Annotated in this window: 17 protein-coding genes; 10 read left to right on the forward strand and 7 right to left on the reverse strand. The window is 33.8% G+C overall.

The annotated features are described in order from the left end of the window. Positions 1-135: 135 nt before the first annotated feature. Complete coding sequence (locus MOK21_RS13970) at positions 136-1,623, forward strand: serine hydrolase domain-containing protein (protein ID WP_249074596.1); 1,488 nt, start codon at positions 136-138, stop codon at positions 1,621-1,623. A gap of 211 nt (positions 1,624-1,834) precedes the next feature. Beyond that, positions 1,835-2,227 carry a RidA family protein gene (locus MOK21_RS13975; RefSeq protein WP_249074597.1) on the forward strand — a complete coding sequence of 131 codons (393 nt, stop codon included), beginning with the start codon at positions 1,835-1,837 and terminating at the stop codon, positions 2,225-2,227. Positions 2,228-2,550: 323 nt separating this feature from the next. Here the strand turns inward: MOK21_RS13975 and MOK21_RS13980 are convergent, their stop codons facing one another. Continuing rightward, complete coding sequence (locus MOK21_RS13980; protein WP_249074598.1) at positions 2,551-3,495, reverse strand: helix-turn-helix transcriptional regulator; 945 nt, start codon at positions 3,493-3,495, stop codon at positions 2,551-2,553. A gap of 104 nt (positions 3,496-3,599) precedes the next feature. Between MOK21_RS13980 and MOK21_RS13985 the strand changes: the two genes are divergently transcribed. Beyond that, positions 3,600-4,130 (forward strand): dihydrofolate reductase family protein, encoded by a 531-nt coding sequence (locus tag MOK21_RS13985; RefSeq protein WP_249074599.1) that lies wholly within the window; start codon positions 3,600-3,602, stop codon positions 4,128-4,130. Positions 4,131-4,247: 117 nt separating this feature from the next. Here the strand turns inward: MOK21_RS13985 and MOK21_RS13990 are convergent, their stop codons facing one another. Then, positions 4,248-5,270, reverse strand: a complete 1,023-nt coding sequence (locus MOK21_RS13990) for a serine hydrolase domain-containing protein (RefSeq protein WP_249074600.1) — start codon at positions 5,268-5,270, stop codon at positions 4,248-4,250. A 359-nt stretch (positions 5,271-5,629) separates the two neighbouring features. Between MOK21_RS13990 and MOK21_RS13995 the strand changes: the two genes are divergently transcribed. The 3 genes from MOK21_RS13995 (at position 5,630) to MOK21_RS14005 (ending at position 7,056) form a co-directional block, all read left to right on the forward strand. Further along, positions 5,630-5,905: a cupin domain-containing protein gene (locus MOK21_RS13995; RefSeq protein ID WP_249074727.1), complete on the forward strand. Its 276-nt coding sequence runs from the start codon at positions 5,630-5,632 to the stop codon at positions 5,903-5,905. Positions 5,906-5,961: 56 nt separating this feature from the next. Then, entirely contained in the window at positions 5,962-6,633 is a 672-nt protein-coding gene (locus tag MOK21_RS14000) for an HAD family hydrolase (protein WP_249074601.1), read from the forward strand. Positions 6,634-6,738: 105 nt separating this feature from the next. Beyond that, positions 6,739-7,056 carry a histidine kinase gene (locus MOK21_RS14005; RefSeq protein ID WP_249074602.1) on the forward strand — a complete coding sequence of 106 codons (318 nt, stop codon included), beginning with the start codon at positions 6,739-6,741 and terminating at the stop codon, positions 7,054-7,056. A gap of 580 nt (positions 7,057-7,636) precedes the next feature. On the opposite strand, the gene MOK21_RS14010 is transcribed toward MOK21_RS14005, so the two are convergent. Beyond that, on the reverse strand, positions 7,637-8,548 hold the full coding sequence (locus MOK21_RS14010; protein WP_249074603.1) for a glycine betaine ABC transporter substrate-binding protein: 912 nt from the start codon (positions 8,546-8,548) through the stop codon (positions 7,637-7,639). Between the two features lie 1,149 nt (positions 8,549-9,697). On the opposite strand from MOK21_RS14010, the gene MOK21_RS14015 reads away from it, so the two are divergent. Further along, positions 9,698-10,201 carry an AAA family ATPase gene (locus MOK21_RS14015; protein ID WP_249074604.1) on the forward strand — a complete coding sequence of 168 codons (504 nt, stop codon included), beginning with the start codon at positions 9,698-9,700 and terminating at the stop codon, positions 10,199-10,201. Positions 10,202-10,246: 45 nt separating this feature from the next. Here the strand turns inward: MOK21_RS14015 and ku are convergent, their stop codons facing one another. After that, entirely contained in the window at positions 10,247-11,065 is an 819-nt protein-coding gene (gene ku / locus MOK21_RS14020) for a non-homologous end joining protein Ku (RefSeq protein ID WP_249074605.1), read from the reverse strand. Between the two features lie 105 nt (positions 11,066-11,170). Between ku and MOK21_RS14025 the strand changes: the two genes are divergently transcribed. Together MOK21_RS14025 and MOK21_RS14030 are read left to right on the forward strand one after the other, a co-directional pair. Further along, complete coding sequence (locus MOK21_RS14025) at positions 11,171-12,994, forward strand: DNA ligase D (RefSeq protein ID WP_249074606.1); 1,824 nt, start codon at positions 11,171-11,173, stop codon at positions 12,992-12,994. A 231-nt stretch (positions 12,995-13,225) separates the two neighbouring features. Next, positions 13,226-13,669, forward strand: a complete 444-nt coding sequence (locus MOK21_RS14030; RefSeq protein WP_249074607.1) for a PH domain-containing protein — start codon at positions 13,226-13,228, stop codon at positions 13,667-13,669. Between the two features lie 177 nt (positions 13,670-13,846). On the opposite strand, the gene MOK21_RS14035 is transcribed toward MOK21_RS14030, so the two are convergent. Together MOK21_RS14035 and MOK21_RS14040 are read right to left on the reverse strand one after the other, a co-directional pair. Next, the gene (locus tag MOK21_RS14035; RefSeq protein WP_249074608.1) at positions 13,847-14,272 is read right to left on the reverse strand and encodes a GNAT family N-acetyltransferase; all 426 of its coding nucleotides are present in this window, start codon (positions 14,270-14,272) and stop codon (positions 13,847-13,849) included. A gap of 98 nt (positions 14,273-14,370) precedes the next feature. Next, positions 14,371-15,291: an MBL fold metallo-hydrolase gene (locus MOK21_RS14040; RefSeq protein WP_249074609.1), complete on the reverse strand. Its 921-nt coding sequence runs from the start codon at positions 15,289-15,291 to the stop codon at positions 14,371-14,373. 150 nt (positions 15,292-15,441) lie between these two features. On the opposite strand from MOK21_RS14040, the gene MOK21_RS14045 reads away from it, so the two are divergent. Continuing rightward, the gene (locus MOK21_RS14045) at positions 15,442-15,912 is read left to right on the forward strand and encodes an NUDIX hydrolase (RefSeq protein ID WP_249074610.1); all 471 of its coding nucleotides are present in this window, start codon (positions 15,442-15,444) and stop codon (positions 15,910-15,912) included. 83 nt (positions 15,913-15,995) lie between these two features. Here MOK21_RS14045 and MOK21_RS14050 read toward each other — a convergent pair whose 3' ends face one another. Next, a complete protein-coding gene (locus MOK21_RS14050) occupies positions 15,996-16,952 on the reverse strand; it encodes an MBL fold metallo-hydrolase (protein WP_249074611.1) in 957 nt (318 codons plus the stop codon). Positions 16,953-16,996 lie beyond the last annotated feature (44 nt).

The raw sequence follows: 16,996 nt of genomic DNA on the forward strand, positions 1-16,996 counted from the left end.
ACGTTACAAAACTGTCACGATGTGATGCTTTTAGTCATGTAAAACGATAGTTATGGTGGAAATTTCTTGATATAGTTAGCGAAGTTGTCAAGGAATTTTTTTAAACCTTGTACCTAGCTTAAAGGAGAAAAGAAAATGAAACGCTCATTAAAAATCTATCTGTTTATAATTTCTATGATTGTAGCCTTAGGTAGTTTAATGCCCACAATAGCAAATGCAGATGAAAAAACTCAAAAGATTGATCAATTTATTAAAGAGCAAATGGCAATAAGTAAAATTCCAGGGGTATCATTAGTAATTGTAGAAAAGGGAAAAACGGTTTACGAAAAAGGCTTTGGATACGCCGATGTTCAGTCGAAAACCCCTGTTACCCCTAAAACATTATTTGAACTAGGATCTACATCGAAAGCATTCACCGGACTAGCCATTCTACAACTGGAAAAGGAAGGGTTACTTAAGCGGTCTGATGATGTCCAAAAGTATATCCCATGGTTTAAGTTAAAATATAATGGGAAGTCTCAGCTAATTACGATAAATCAGTTACTGTATCATACAAGTGGAATAGCTACTAACACAATATCTAATATCCCAAAAAGTAACGAACCAAATGCCCTTGAGTTAACTGTGAAAAAATTGCTTGATCAGCCATTAAATAGACAACCAGGTAGCTCATTTGAATACGCAACAATCAATTATGATGTTTTAGGACTCGTTATTGAAAAGGTTTCAAAACAACCCTTTGATACGTATATCAAACAGCAACTACTAAAGCCAATCTCTATGAATGATACAGTTGTTGGAATTCATCAAGTTAACTCAAATGAAATGGCCACGGGATATAAAATAGGACTGATGAGAGAGCAGGCATATACACCACCGATCTATCGTGGAAATGTACCTGCAGGATATGTAATAAGTAACACAAGTGATATAGCAAAATGGTTAAAGCTACAGTTAGGAAATAGCCAAAATGAAACGATTGATTATAAAATTATTCAAGAATCGCATATCCCAGATCAATCTGTAGAGCCTTTCGATAAGGACACATACTATGCAAGTGGATGGGGAGTTATGGGAAAAGAAGAACAATATATATCCCATGCTGGTGAAAATCCCACATTCTCATCTTATTTCATCATACAGCCCAATGAACAATTAGGAGTAGCCGTATTATCCAATATGAACTCGAGTTATACAACTGCGATTGGGCAAGGTGTGATAGATTTGTGGGAAGGGAAAACAATAAATACTATTCATTCTGACATCTTTCAGAATTTGGATAAAATTATTTCACTTATATGTGTTGTTGTTGTAGGCTTGGGGATGTTTTTAAGTATTCAATTGCTTACAACCTTAAGGGAAATTGTTAAAAAACAACGAATTAGAGTGTCTTTAAATCGTAAAAGAACTTTTTTATTAAACTTTCATTCTTTAAGTGTTGCCATCATTTTTGCACTTATCATTTTGTTTCCGAAACTACTACCAGAGAAATCAAATTGGGACTTTATTAAAGTATGGGGGCCATCTTCAATTACGGTGTTACTTTATAGTGTTATCGTGTCAGCTGTGCTTTATTGTTTATTAGGGTTAGTTAAGATTTTTACGAAAACGGAAAAAGATTAAAAACGTAGAGAATTTGATTGTTTTATGAAAAATATGGTAATATGAAAGTATCTTTAGGTGAAAGGAGAGAATCCAAATGAAAAAAAGATCATTACGTTTTTTAAGTATGGGTATTGGGTTCTCAACTGCTGTTTTTTTCTAAAATTTAGTTAACAGGGACAAGTCTGCCCTTTTTTAGAAAAATAAAATAAAAACCTAGAGGAGATTAATCATGAATAATAAAATAACACGTAAAAATCCAATCCAAGTACCTAGCCCTGTTGGCAATTACAGTCATCTTACAATAATCCCAAAGGATGCAACAATATACGCATTATCTGGACAAATTGGAGTTGGGATAAACGGTGAATTGCCATCATCACTAACAGAGCAGGTTCAGAATACATTAAAAAATATTCAATTAATATTAGAAGCAGAGGGACTTAACGCAGATAATGTGGTGAAGGCCAACATTTGGGCAACAGAAGAAATAAATTGGGATGACTTCTATCAACAATGGGAAACAATGTTTGGAAAACCTTATCCTTCTATGACGATAGCGTATATTACTGCTTTAGGACTCCCAGACATTAAATTAGAAATTGATATTTGGGCTGCTAAATAGTAAAGTAACCGACAAAATCTTAAATGATCTTGTCGGTTTTTTTGTGAAGGAGGGATTATGATCTGAAAAAAAGGCCACTATTCCTAAGCAGAAAGTGACCAAAATAAATATTTTATGATGGGGGTGTGTTTCTTGCCCAACGTAGGAGGCAAGATGGAAGCAAATTAGGTACACTACCATTTTATGCAGAAGAAAAGATTAATGTTAGGTGTTTGCCTTTTTCTAAAATAAGATCTATGTTTTCATTCGTTTGTTTAATTCAATTGGTTCCTTTTTCACTCCCCATGAAGTGGTCCTTCGAGTAGAAATGAATGTATATAACATTAATCATTTTCTGGATACATAGATAAAATTCCTTTTGCTTGCTGTCTTATAATATTAATTAATTCTTTTGGTTCTACAATTTGAGCATGCATACCTAGTCGATAAAAAATGGAGCTAATAAAATTAAGCTCACCCTTGTCTATAATGGCATCAATAAAGCCGGTGCCATCTTCTTTTATCGTGACCAAATCTTCAAGGTTCGGATCGCTTTTGCATTGTCGTACACCTTCTCTTGATAATAATACATTTAAATGGATAGGTTGTTTAAGTTCATATTCACTACTAAACCACTCCTGCAAATTTACAAATACCTCTTGGTTTTCTTCGCTCTCTATAATGGAAATAATACGATCTACACGAAACAGTAATATTTTTTGTTTTGTGAAATCAAAGGCAGGCATATACCATAATCCATCATGAGCATACGCACCAATTGGATGGATATGTTTTGTAGTTGTACCTGATTTTGATTCATAGTGAATATGTAGATTTTTGTTTTCAATGGCAGCCTCTAAAACGGCTTTCAATAAAGGTGTTTCAATCGCTCGTTTAGGATTCCAAAATGCAATGTAGGATTGAAGTTTATCCACTTTCTGCTTTGCTTCCTCCTGAAGCGAGCTATAAAGCTTTTGAGAAACGGATTTTATTTCTGTATTAAAAGGCAAATCACGGTAATAATGAAGAGATTGGAACGCAAAGAAAATCGAAACAGCCTCATCTTCTGTAAATAAAATAGGCGGTAGGAGTCTGCTCGATAGAACTGTATAGCCACCGTTTCGTCCTTGTTCTGCGTAAATAGGCAAACCCATATCACTTAAATCTAAAATATATCGATGAACAGTACGAATTGATATATTGAATTCATCCGCAACTTCCTGTGCAGTAAATTTCTTTTTTGCGCTCACAAATACAAGGATATCTAATAGACGTTTTGCTTTTGACACTTTTCTTCACCTTTTTTCATTTAATCATGCCAGTAGTTGTCATGTTTATTGTTTAGTATAGATCTTGTTCAGGAGTTTTTCAAAAGAGAAAAGGAGATGACGGTATGTCACGAGAAATCATTTTATATATTGCAACTAGTTTGGATGGATATATTGCGAAAGAGAATGATGATTTACAATGGCTAGAAGAGGCAGAGGGGGAAGGGGATGCTGGGTATTCAGATATGTACCAATCCATTGATACCATTATTATGGGTAAAAGAACGTATGATTGGGTTGTAGATCATATTGAGCCTTTTCCATATCTCGATAAGAAATGTTATGTCTTCTCAACTTCACTAAGTGGACAAAACGAACACGCTGAGTTTGTGAATGAGGATGTTGTAGCATTTACGAAAAGATTAAGGGAACAGAAAGGCTCAAAAATTTGGATGGTTGGTGGAGCAGGAATTCTCGATCCCTTTATAAAGGAACAGTTAATAGATGAAATAATTATTACGGTTACACCGCACCTATTAGGTTCTGGCATTCCATTGTTTAAGGATAATAATCCATTCCAAGACCTGGAGTTAGTAAATACACAACGCTTTGGGCAAATGGTGCAAATGCATTATAAGGTGAAGAAAGAGGCTTGATGAATAGCATAAAAGGTTAGTTATACTCCGAGTTTGCGGTTTCCATATGCTTGGTTTCAATCTTTAATTCTGTGTAATGGAAAAAAGAGGCTTCATCATCAGCCTCTTTTTCTGTCATTAGGAAAGTGAACGATAGATTTCGCCCATGATTCCCTTCATTTGATGCATCCCAGTATCAGTATTCGTCATCATCACAATCCCTTTTTCAAGGTTTGGATAGGCGGCTAGCATACATTGATACCCAACACCCCAGCCAAGAGAGGAAAACTCGAGTTTGTCGTCCGTGCCATCTAGAAATACGCCGAGACCTGTCCATTCTTTACATCCATGTGAGCGGAATAGTTCTTTTACTTGTTTGGAAGTAATGCCGATTTTACTTTGTCCTTTACTAGCATTCATGATATCCAGTAATAATATGGTTAAATCACTTGGGGTAGTCCATATTCCACAAGCAGCAAGATAAGGATATATAGAATATTTCCCTGGAATTAACGCTCCATGTTGATCATGGCCACAAGCAAAATTATTGATAGTTGATGTTGAAAGAGAGGTAGAAAATGTACTGTTTGTCATACATAATGGTTTAAATATGAAATTGTCCATAAGTTGAGAAAAAGGTTTTTGCGTTATATCTTCTAGTAATAATTGGATAATACAAAAGCCTGCATCAGAATAGTGAAATTCACTTTCAGGTTCATATGTCACTTCAATGGTAGTAGGGCAATAAGGCGTTTGACCATTTAATATTTCTACTATGGATGGTATTTTGTTGAAAGATTCTAGTTCCATAAAACTGCCCTCAGGGTCCATAATACCCGATTGATGACATAGTAAGTTGCGCAATGTAACTTTTTTATGCTTGGTCAAATGATTGTCAGGAACCGCCCATGAAACTAGCTTTTTATTAACATCTTCATCTAAATCCACAATCCCTTGTTCTACTAATTTCATTACTAAAATACTTGTTAGAAACTTACTGATCGAACAAGCATTAAAAATGGAGTGCTCATCCACTATTTTATCGGTACCTGCTTCTAGAACACCAAAATGCTGCTTCTTACTGATTTTGCCCTTTTCGATAGCTATCATGCTTAAACCTGCTATACGGTAATGCTCCATACGTTCTTGAATGTTTATCATCTAGTAAGCTCCTAGTTTTTTCTTCATTATAGCAGAGTGTGGGGAACTGGTGTTTGTGAAATGGGTTATTTTTTAAAAATTAAATAGAATGACTTAGTCAAACAAAAAAGAGAAATCGAACAATCAGGCCATATTCTTGAATAACCGATTAGACTGTATACCAAAGATATTGTGAACAAATCTACATAAGCTAACAGGGCAGAATAGTTGAAGAAAAAAAGGAATTTTAGTTCTATTGTTGAAATTAGTCATTAAAGAACATTAGATAAGCTAAGGAGAATGAGAATGCAGAAAAATGGACAGTTAAAGGTATACAACCTAAATGAACTAATAAAGACGAAAGTGACTACACAAATTTTATTGTAAGTGAAGTAAATGATCACGCTCTTAGAATAGCTGTGATAAATGGAGAATTTCACTGGCATAAACACGAGAATTGCGATGAGTTATTTTATGTATTAGAAGGTGAACTTTTCATAGACTTAGAAAACACTGAAACAGTTTCATTGAAACCTGGAGAAATATTTACTGTACCTGCCAATACAATGCATCGGACTCGTTCAAACGAAAGGACAGTTAATATGTGTTTTGAAAAGACAAGTAATGATATTAAAGGGAGCAACGGTCAAGTATAAACAATCAATGGTGTTTTTCAAGAATAATACTTAAAATACGGAGTGTAGAATTAACAATGATTAAAGCTGCTATATTTGATTTGGATGGAACTTTATTAAATAGAGATGAATCTGTAAAAATGTTTATTGGCAGACAATACGATAGATTGTCTAAACTAATAGGGCATATCCCAAAAGAAAAGTATGTGACAAGATTTATAGAATTGGATAACCGTGGATATGTTTGGAAAGATAAAGTATATCAACAATTAGTCAATGAATTTGATTTTGTTAATTTAACTTGGGAAGAACTACTTCAAGATTATCTTAGTGAATTTAAGAATAACTGTATTCCTTTTCCTAATCTCATTAGAATGTTGGAGGAATTGAAAAGTAACAATCTTCTTTTGGGAATGATTACAAATGGATACGGTCAATTTCAGATGGATAATATTATGGCTTTAGGTATAGATAAATATTTTGATGTTATTTTAATATCTGAATGGGAAGGAATTAAAAAGCCAGACCCGCGAATATTTAACAAAGCATTAGAGAAACTTAATGTTTCTGCCAACGAAAGTATATTTATGGGGGACCATCCTAAAAATGACGTTATAGGTGCTAAGAAAGTAGGAATGAAAGGTATTTGGAAGAAAGACTTTCAATGGGATAATGTCGATGCGGATTATATAGTGGATGATTTAATGGAATTACCTCCCGTTATTGAAAATTTAAATAAATCTTACTAACTAATTGGGTTCTTTACTTGAAGAACATTCGTTGAACTGTCCAGTCGAATATTAATAGTTTGCTTAAAAAAATGATATCCTATTATGATAATGAGGGGGAGGGAAATGAGAAAGTTAGTTTTATTTAATTTATTATTTTGTTTGATAGTTATTTTTGTTAGCTATCAATATTTCAACTTAGAGTCTAGAAAAGCTGTTGCCTATTTTTATGTTGAAAACTATATTGAAACTAACTATGGAGTTAAAAAAGATAACTTAAATTCTGTAAAAATTAACTATAGAGTAGGAATGGGTTTGTTCGAAATGGTTGTAGTAGATAAAAAATCAGATAAACATTACTACTTTGAAGTTGATTTATATGATGATGATTTTTCGTTATATTATATAAGTGACAATACAGACATTCATAATAAAAATAAATAAATTTTAAAATTTAATTTCTTATTTTAAAGTACAAAATGTATTGAACTCCCTAAAATTTTTATTCTATAAATAATGAAATGATGTTAATAAAGCACTATCATTGGAATGGGATAAGTGCTTTTTATTTTACAATAAATGTGAAATAAAAATATAGTGATGGTACAGGGGATAAATTATGTCTTCAAGTTATAGACGGGAAAATGAATGATACAATTTATGTTTTGAACCATGAGACCGCAGAAATAGAGGAATACACTTCAAATTTAAAGAGTTTTATTAAATTGGGTTTTGAAAACGGTAAATTCGATGAAGAAATAATAAGATAAACACTTGCTCAACTATCGTGGGCGTTAGTATAGTAAGAGACAGCCAAAGTAATCTTAGGGTGACAACCTTCAAACGTATGTAAATAAATAGACCAAACATATTATACATATAAAATATGTTGGTCTATTTTTTATGATTCGGTTCGTAACGATTTTTGTTTTATCTTGTCTTACTCAACTAACGGGGCAGGGAGTTTGGGCTAAATATGTGAAAGGCTTTTGAAGGTCAAAATTATTCAGTAGTTAACTTTTTATCACTTCTTAGGCTGTAAATCCTCAATCGAGTCAATGTCCATATATGCAGGAACTACAAATCCATTTTTTGTACCTTTTAAGTTCTCACCTAAATCAACTAAGTCATCCTTATATTTTTCATAAAAAGAGCTATGTGTTGTTGGCAACCAAGCAGCTACTGTTGCATCAGCTACGCCTGTAGCGACAGCTTGAAACATAATTGCGGGATCTACAGGTGTGATTGTGACAGTGTATCCGAGTTCTTCAAATACAGCCTGTAATACACTACTCGAAGCTCTTTCTGAATCCCAAGGTGTTGAAGCTAATTCAATTTCTTTTCCGCTTACTTTTTTCGTATCTTTTGTCCACTCATTTACTTTGTCTTGGTTTTCTTCTATCCATTTGTCTGCTGCATCTTCAAATGAACTCGTTTGTGCTTCAAACATTACAGCTTCCATATCTTCTGGTTCCCAATAAAATCTATCCAAAATTGTATACGCATCCGGTAAGTCTTTTTCCAAGCCCTTACGCGCAAGTGTATTGATATTTTCCGATCCACCTAATGTCCCTTGAGGATCTTCTAAAAATTTCAAATCATAAGATGAAAACATCCAATGTGGTGTCCATCCGGTAATAATAATTGGATCTTCATTTCGAATAGCCTGCTCTAATGAACCTAACATCCCAGGTGTAGAACTTTGTTCAAGCTCCCAGCCTTTTAAGTTTTCATATTTCTCTATAGTATTTTCCGCCAGACCAGTCAACCCAGCTCCTGGTTCAATTCCTATAATCTTATAGTCCACTTGCTCCCCTATGTTTGGCGCAGTTCCTGTTGAATTGCCATTGTCTTTTTTGCTATCTCCATCTCCACAGCCTGTTAAAAGTAACGAAATAGCTAACCCTAAAGTGAGTCCTACAGATTTCAATTTCATCTTTTTTCATCCCCCTAGTTTGAAAACTTAGAGTTTTAGTGACTTCCTAAGAAACCCTTTATTAAAAATTTTTTACTCTGCTACCAAAAGTAACAACTTGATTTTAACCACAGGTTGTTACTTTTGTCAAACCACTTAATCTTTTAAATACCCATTTTTGCACGTTTATTAACATAATTCTTCACACAAAAAATGCCTTTAAACGGCTCTCAGTTCTTTATTTTAAATAAATAAAAATAGCCTATTCATGAGGTTATTTTTCCGTGAGACACTTCCATAATTTGTTTAATAAATAAAATGAATATATTAAAATGAAGGTAAAAGATGATATTGTTTACTAATTCCTAATAAAACGTAATTATTGGTTGGGGGATAAAAAATTGAACAGAAATTCAATAGCAAATATATTCTTTTTACAGGTAGCATTTTGCTCATATTAAAATTACCATTTGTAATGGGTTATTTATATTTAAACGAGGAAACTACGATACATATGTTCCTTTATATAAGTAGGTGTATTTTATAGGAGCACAAGATTAAACAGTAGGAGGTATAACTAAAATTAGTTTTAAAATATTATTTGAAAAGATTTACATTTTTAAATAATATATCGATGAAAATATTATAATAGAAGTCAGACACTTTTTATTGAAAAGAAATCAAATCTACAATAATTATAATTAATTAAGTTAGAAAATTTGATAGTCTCTAAATTAGACAAGATTATTTTAATAATTTGAAATATCCAGACCAACGACTGGATTCATCAATCATAGTTTGCCAGTTACCCCTAATCCTGGTTTCATAGCTGCGCCTGTTATATGAGATCTAAGTCCCAACTAGCCTCAATTATGTTTCTGCAAGTAGGGGGCGAACGGTTTGGGGCGTTTGAAGGATCTTTACAGACAACGAAGGTTTAAAAAGGTTTATTGTAAAAGATGCTCAAGATAAACTTAAGATGTTACCAAAAATAAAGTTCTATTTAAGGATAATATCAATCCTAATAGCGTTGAATTCCTAGATGTAAGTGCCTTAACGCCCCACGAAGCTTTGCTCTAAGCGATAGCAAAGCGGCAGAGCGCGGAAATCACCCACGCTATTGCGATAAGCCGCAAATAATAAAATTAAAAGATGAGTAGGAGGATTTATTTGAACAAAGAATTTCCGCGCAAAATACATATCATTGGCTCTGTTGGGAGTGGGAAAACTACTTTAGCAAGAGAATTATCTGCGAAATTAAATATTCCTTATTATGAATTAGATAATGTTGTTTGGATAAGACAGAACTCAGGTGATGTTAGAAGAACGGATAAACAAAAAGTTGATTATTTGCGGAATATTATACAGACAGAAGCGTGGATAATTGAGGGTGTTCATAGTGAGGAGTGGGTAGCGCAAAGTTTTTCAACTGCTGATTTGATTATTTTCTTAGACACAAATTATTTCATACGAATTTACCGAATAATAAAAAGATTTACGTTGCAAAAACTAGGTTTAGAAAAGTCCAATTACAAACCAACCTTTTCTATATTTATAAAAATGTTTAAGTGGAATCTTTATTTTGAGCAGATTGGCAAACCTTATTTTTTTCAGAAATACGGAATATATAAGGACAAGCTAATGGTTGTAACTAGTAAAAGTGAGATTCTTTAAAAAAAGCATATCCACAAATCATGGATACACTTTTTAAGCGTGAATCTATGCATTTTTCTTCGTTCGCGTTGCTCGTTTTCTCGTTGCAGGCTTTTTCGTTTTTTCTAAGGAGGCTTGCAGTGCTGTCATTAAGTCCGTGACATTATCAGGAACCGGACGTTTATCACTTGTTGATATAGTGTTCGTAGCTTTTTTCTCCTCAATAAGCTCCATTAAAGCATTGCGATAATCGTCTGTATATTTTTCAGGATTAAATTCTGTTGTTAATTGATCGACTAGCATCAGTGCGGTTTCTAGTTCTTTTGGAACAATGTTTTGTTCACTTGGAATACTTGGAACATCCCCAACACTTCTTACCTCATCAGGGTAATGAATCGTTTCCATCACTAAAGCATTTTGATAAACACGCACAATTGCTAATTGCTCTTTTGAGCGAATAATAATTTTGGCCACACCTATTTTTCCGGATTGCTCTAATGTTTGACGTAATAGGGCATAAGCCTTTCCGCCAGTCGAATCTGGGGATAAAAAATAAGTACGTTCAAAATAAATAGGATCGATTTCAGTTAATTTCACAAAATCAATGATTTCAACGGCCTTATCTTCATTTTCCTTCCGCAAGTTTTCTAATTCTTCTTGATCTAATACGACAAACTTATTCTTCGCATATTCATAAGCCTTTACAATATCCTCATCTTTTACTTCTTGGTTACAGCCTTCACAAACTTTTTTATAGCTAATAGGTGTATGACATTCTTTATGGAGCTGTCGTAATTTAATGTCTTTATTTTCTGTTGCGGCATGAAGTTTTACTGGTATATTGACAAGACCAAATGAGATACTTCCTTTCCAAACTGTATGCATTTGTATCACCTCGTTTTTCTTTACTATGATATATTTTGCTTATTTTTATGTATCTTAAAGTGAAATTGTCAAAAACTGAAGATAAAAAACAAAGTAGGTATTTAGATGAAACCAATGCTATTAACAGAAGTGCTTGAAACGCCTATTGGTGAGGAATGGATGTACGAAACAAAATACGATGGATTTAGATGTTTGTTAGTTTGGGACGAACAGCCAATGTTAATAAGCAGGAATGGCAATAACTTAAATCACATGTTTCCTGAGATACTTGATTTTTGTCAAAGTATATTTACTAAAGTTAAAAAGTATTTACCATTAACATTTGATGGTGAATTAGTTTATTTAATGAATAACTTTACTAGTGATTTTGCGCTTGTCCAACAAAGAGGTCGGATGCAAAACAAAGAAGTTATTGCTGCGCATGCTAAAGATTTTCCATGTCATTATATTGTCTTTGATGTATTGCGCTATAAAGGGGAGTCACTGACAAATAAGTATTTAAAAACACGTAAACAGCAACTTTCTAAGCTTTTTATGTCTTTAAAACTACCTGTGACTGTCAATTATGAGGATCAATGTCCATTGCAGGCGATTTGCATTGTAGAGCATAGCGAAGCTCTTTGGCAGGCGATCCAGGTTTACAATGGAGAGGGAATGATTGCGAAGAGGAAAACGAGTAAATGGATGGCAGATACACGCTCGATACATTGGTTAAAAATAAAAAATTGGAGATATGTAACAGTCATAGTGACGAAATATAATCATGGAAATGGTTATTTTCACGGCAGTATTTTTCAACAGGAGAAACTTGTAGAAGTCGTGACGTTTAAACATGGAATGTCAGAGGAAGAACGGAAAACACTCATTGCCTTTTTTCAGGAAAATGGACGGCAAAATAATGAAATTTGGGAGCTGAAGCCATCCATTTGTCTTGATATTGCCTGTATTGATTTCGATGGAAGTAAATGTCGAGAACCTCGTTTTCATGCATTTCGACTAGAAATGTTGCCAGAGGATTGTCACTGGCAGCACATGCAGCGTCAACTCTTTCCTATTCCAGATACGGTTCAGATTACGCATCCTGATAAGCCTGTTTGGCCTGAAATCGGTATTACGAAGGATGGCTATTTGCACTATTTACAAATGATTTCTCCTTATTTGCTACCTTTTTTGCGAGATCGTCCACTTACGTTAATTCGATTTCCTCATGGGGTTCCGGGGGAAAGCTTTTATCAAAAAAGTAGCCCTGAAAAAGTACCTAAATTTGCTTCAACAGGGTGGATGGACGATATTAATTATTTAGTGTGCAACAACCTTGAAACATTATTATGGCTAGGTAACCAGCTTGCATTAGAGCTACACATACCATTTCAAACGTTACAAACAGAACATCCGACTGAAATTGTTTTTGATTTAGATCCTCCTTCTGTCGACCAGTTTTCACTTGCTATTTCGGGGGCACTCGATTTAAAGGGAATTCTCGATTATTTTAAGCTCCAATCTTTTGTGAAAACATCGGGAGGCAAAGGCTTACAGCTATATATCCCGCTACCTGAAAATGCCTTTACTTACGAAGAAGTACGTGTATTTACTGAATTTATTTGTCGTTTTTTATGTGAGCAAAAACCAGAATTGTATACGATCGAACGTTTAAAGAAGAATAGACATCAAAAATTATATTTAGATTATGTGCAGCATGCAGAAGGCAAGACGATTATTGCTCCATATTCAACTCGTGGCAATGAGAAGGGTTTAGTGGCAACGCCATTACACTGGGAGGAGGTTAATGAGCATTTAACCCCAGACCTCTTTACTATTCCCGCAGTACTAGAGCGAATGAAAAAAGTGAGCAATCCATTTAAAAATTTCCGCGAAGTAGGGGAGAGACAGGATTTTCAGTCGGCTTTAGAACGGTTAAAAGAGCCATAATGTGTTTGCTAAGTATGAATGTAAAACCTCGATCAAAGCAAAAAGCATCGTCTTTAGTGTCGATGCTTTTTAACAAACCCAATTATTCGTAACTCTCTAAATAGTTTTTTGCTTTGTTTGCTAAATCAAAAAATGGTACATTACTTATAAGGTACCTGGAATGGATTTCCTTATTCTTTCTGTTCGGTAAATGATTTTTAGCGAAGATTAATAAGAAAGGGGATTGGTTTTATGGTTTTTCATGCAAAAACAAATACTGTTTTAGTACTAACTATATTCTTACTGGTTTTTGTATTTGGGACTATAGCATGGCTTCCGTTCTTCACATCTTTTTCAACAATTATTATTATGTCAGCGGTCTTTATAATTTCAGCTGTTTTCATAGGGTGGTACGCCACTTCTATTCAATTTGTTTTCTGTGAAAATCATCTTTTAGTTAAAGGTGGCCCTTTCAAAAGTAAGATTCCATATCTAAGTATAACTAGCGTTTCTCCAACGACAGAAAAGTTTACGGGTTATCTAATTTCATCATCTGATAAGGGTCTTGAAATATTTTACAAATCAGCAGCTCATGTTAGTATAAAAATTTTACCAAAAGATAAAATAAAGTTTATTTTAGAGTTAAAAAAAAGATGCCCTAATGCACAGATTATGCAAAATGAAAGATTTGAGTAAATGGTTAAAGTGGGCCGAATTTCTACGCCCTCTTTTTAATTTAGGCATTTTTCTAAAAGATTGTTACTGTTAAAGCATAAAAACAGAGTTAATTTTACGCATATTGTATAGTAACTCTATTTTTGTGTTTAATATTTTGTAAATCGAATATTTAACTAAATCTTCCCTTTTAATTTATCAATAAGTTAATTTCTTTTTTAGGTAATACTGCTGATTTTCTTTGTTTGGATGTTCTTCAACTACACCTACTATTTCATAACCATTTTTTCGATAGAAACTTGGGGCTTGAAAGCTAAACGTATCAAGCTGAATTAGTTTGCACCTGTTCTCTCTAGCTATGTTTTCTATACAATTTAATAACTCTTTCCCATATCCTTTACCCCTAAGTGATTCATCAACCCATAGGTAATCAATATGTAAGTTATACCAGAAAATTGTTCCTGATATGCCCCCTAAAATTTCTCCTCCTTCATCCCTGAGAATAAAGCTAATATTCTTGACGGGATGTTTTACATCATCAGGTAACTTAGAAAGATTATGTTCAATTACTTTTTTTCGAATATATTCACTATCTTCTTGATTCCATTGTTGAGTTATTAGCATAATTCCCCTCCTAATAGTTGGTGAATTAATATCTCTTATTTTTTTAAAACTAACCTGAACCGTTAGCTGAATAGTAACAATCTTTAGTTGCTTAACAATTAAGAATTTGTCAACTCTCTTAAGTGTTTTATATTTTGTTGGTAAATCTCCGGTGAACGCCAATCTCTAAAAATTTCAGGGATTTTTATATCCTCATCTTGGTAGCTATTTTCTGCAATGGCAGTTAACTCGGAAATGTAATCGATTATTTTTGAGATATCTTCTTTTGTACCTGTTGGACCGTGTCCAGGTACCGCCACATCAATTTCTAGTTCTTTAACCTTTTTTAAAATAGTGCTCCATTTCACAGGGTTAGACTCTTCAAAAAACGTTGGGTGACAATTCACAAATAATAAATCACCCATAAATATTACTTTCTCTTCAGGAATATAAAGCATAGCATCACAATATGAATGACCTCCCCCTAACGTGAAAAGCCTTGCACAACGCTTCGTGCCCTGAAAGATTAATTCATTATGAAATGTTTGGTTCGGTAAAGTTAATTCTAAAGTGGGTAAAGAATCTTTTACTTCACTTAAAAAATTTATTTGGCATTGTATATTCGTATCATTGGTTTGATGTAGCTTGTCTTTTAATGATTGAATATAGTTTTCTAAACCTTGAATATCATTTTTTTGTTGACTGAATCTTGAGGGATGGATATCTCTTATTTTTGAAGATGTAATTTGGCTTGAAATTATAGTCGAATCTTTAAATGTTTGATTGCCTCGGATGTGATCGCCATGCCAATGACTATTAACAACCCAAGTAACAGTTCGATTTGTTATTTTTTCAGCTATAAGTTTTAAATCTTTCGATGCTTGTTGTGTGTTAAATGTATCAAATATGATAACTTTATCGCCTAAATCCACAAAACCTGCATTTGCCACAGCCCCGCCACCTTCTTTCGCTATTGCTGCATATATACCTTGACCAATTTGTTCTAGCTTAAAGTGTTTACTACAAAATGTATCGTTCATTGAGTTCACCTCGTATTTTTCCTATATTTTCTATATTCGATTCTAATTAAAACAATACCTTTTAGATTCTACTTTTTCATGAATGGTATTTTTATAGGGTAAAATATGATAAAACTTTTAAATTAGGTGTAGTCCATTTAGAGATAACGTTTGAAAGGAGGAGATACAGATAAGCAGGATATCACATTCCCAACTAAAGATGGGGTGTTTAATATGTGGGTGGGCGCAATTATTCTCCGAGATGATAAAGTGCTGATGGTTAAAAATAGTCGTGATCCTTACTACTACTCCGTTGGTGGAAGAGTAAAGTTACAGGAGACTTTAGAAGAAGCCGTTATCCGTGAATGCTTTGAAGAAACCAAAGTGCATGTTGAAGTTGATCGTTTAGTGTTTATTCATGAAAACTTTTTTCCCCTTCAAAGAGGTCCATTTGGAGAAACGCAATTTCATGAAATATCATTCTTTTATTTAATGAAATCAAATGAAGTCGAAGTCATATGTGAAAGCTATACCAGTGATGGTATTGACGAAAGATTAGAATGGTTACCTATTTCGAATCTTCAGGATGCCTTTCTATTCCCAGAGTTCTTTAAATCAGAAACTCGTTTGCTTGCCAGCTGAAATCAAACATATCGTATCGATTGAAGAAAAAAGCAGAACTTAAAAGAAAACAGAGAGGATTTCTCCTCTCCAGTGCGGTTGCTTTAAATTTTAGTATTCTTTTTCTCTAAGTAATCCAATATTCCCATTGCCGAAACAATTGTGTCAAACGGGATTGTTTGATAGACTGGATGATTTTCTGCGATGCCATTTTCTTGTAAATAGTTAAATAAAAGTTCCTTTAAGCGACTATCTAAAAATTGTACTTGTTCTTTAAAATCGCCAGATACCGTTAGCGCTTTTTCTCCTTCAGCTAAAAATAGCGGTGTCCAGTAGCGCACTTGTCTATAAGCTTCAGCTGGATTTTTATAAACTCCGAAATGACCGAAATACAATTCCGTAGCATTTAATGTTTCATAAAGCTGGATAGATTGCTCCATTGTATCTGGGTCATACTGATTCGGTGAAGTGGAAGGAATAATTAAATCAATTGCTTCTCTCTCCATTTCCGGATAACGCACACCAGTAGTATCGCCAACAAACAATCCGTTCGTAGCAGAATAAAGCATGGATACATGATGCTTTGCATGACCTTCTGTATGATAAAACGTTAGCTGATGTTGACCTAAAGATAGTACTTCCTCATGTCCAATTTCTATAATGCGTTTAGCATCGATGGGAACAATTGGATCAAATAGACGATCGAATTCTGCTCCATAAACACTTTTTGCACTTGCAATTAGACGACTAGGATCCACCATATGAGATACACCTCTTGGATGTACAACGAATGTAGCGTTTGGACAGCTTTGCAAAAATAACCCTGCACCTCCAGCGTGATCTAAATGGATATGCGTAACAATTACATAATGAATATCCTCTAAAGAAATATGTAATTCATCTAAACCTTCCACTATATATGGCATAGAAGGACTGGCAGACGTCTCGATTAATGCAATTTTTTCATCGATAAGCAAATAAGAGCTTGTACGCTGTTCCCGATTTAAATCGTGTGTATCAATACAATAAAAATTTGGTGCAAGTTGTTGGACTCTTCCCATAAAATAATCCCCCTTTGTTTTCAAAGAATGTTAAAAATTCTCTA

Origin of the sequence: Lysinibacillus sp. BPa_S21 (genome assembly GCF_023337795.1) — a bacterium.
Lineage (GTDB): Bacteria > Bacillota > Bacilli > Bacillales_A > Planococcaceae > Lysinibacillus.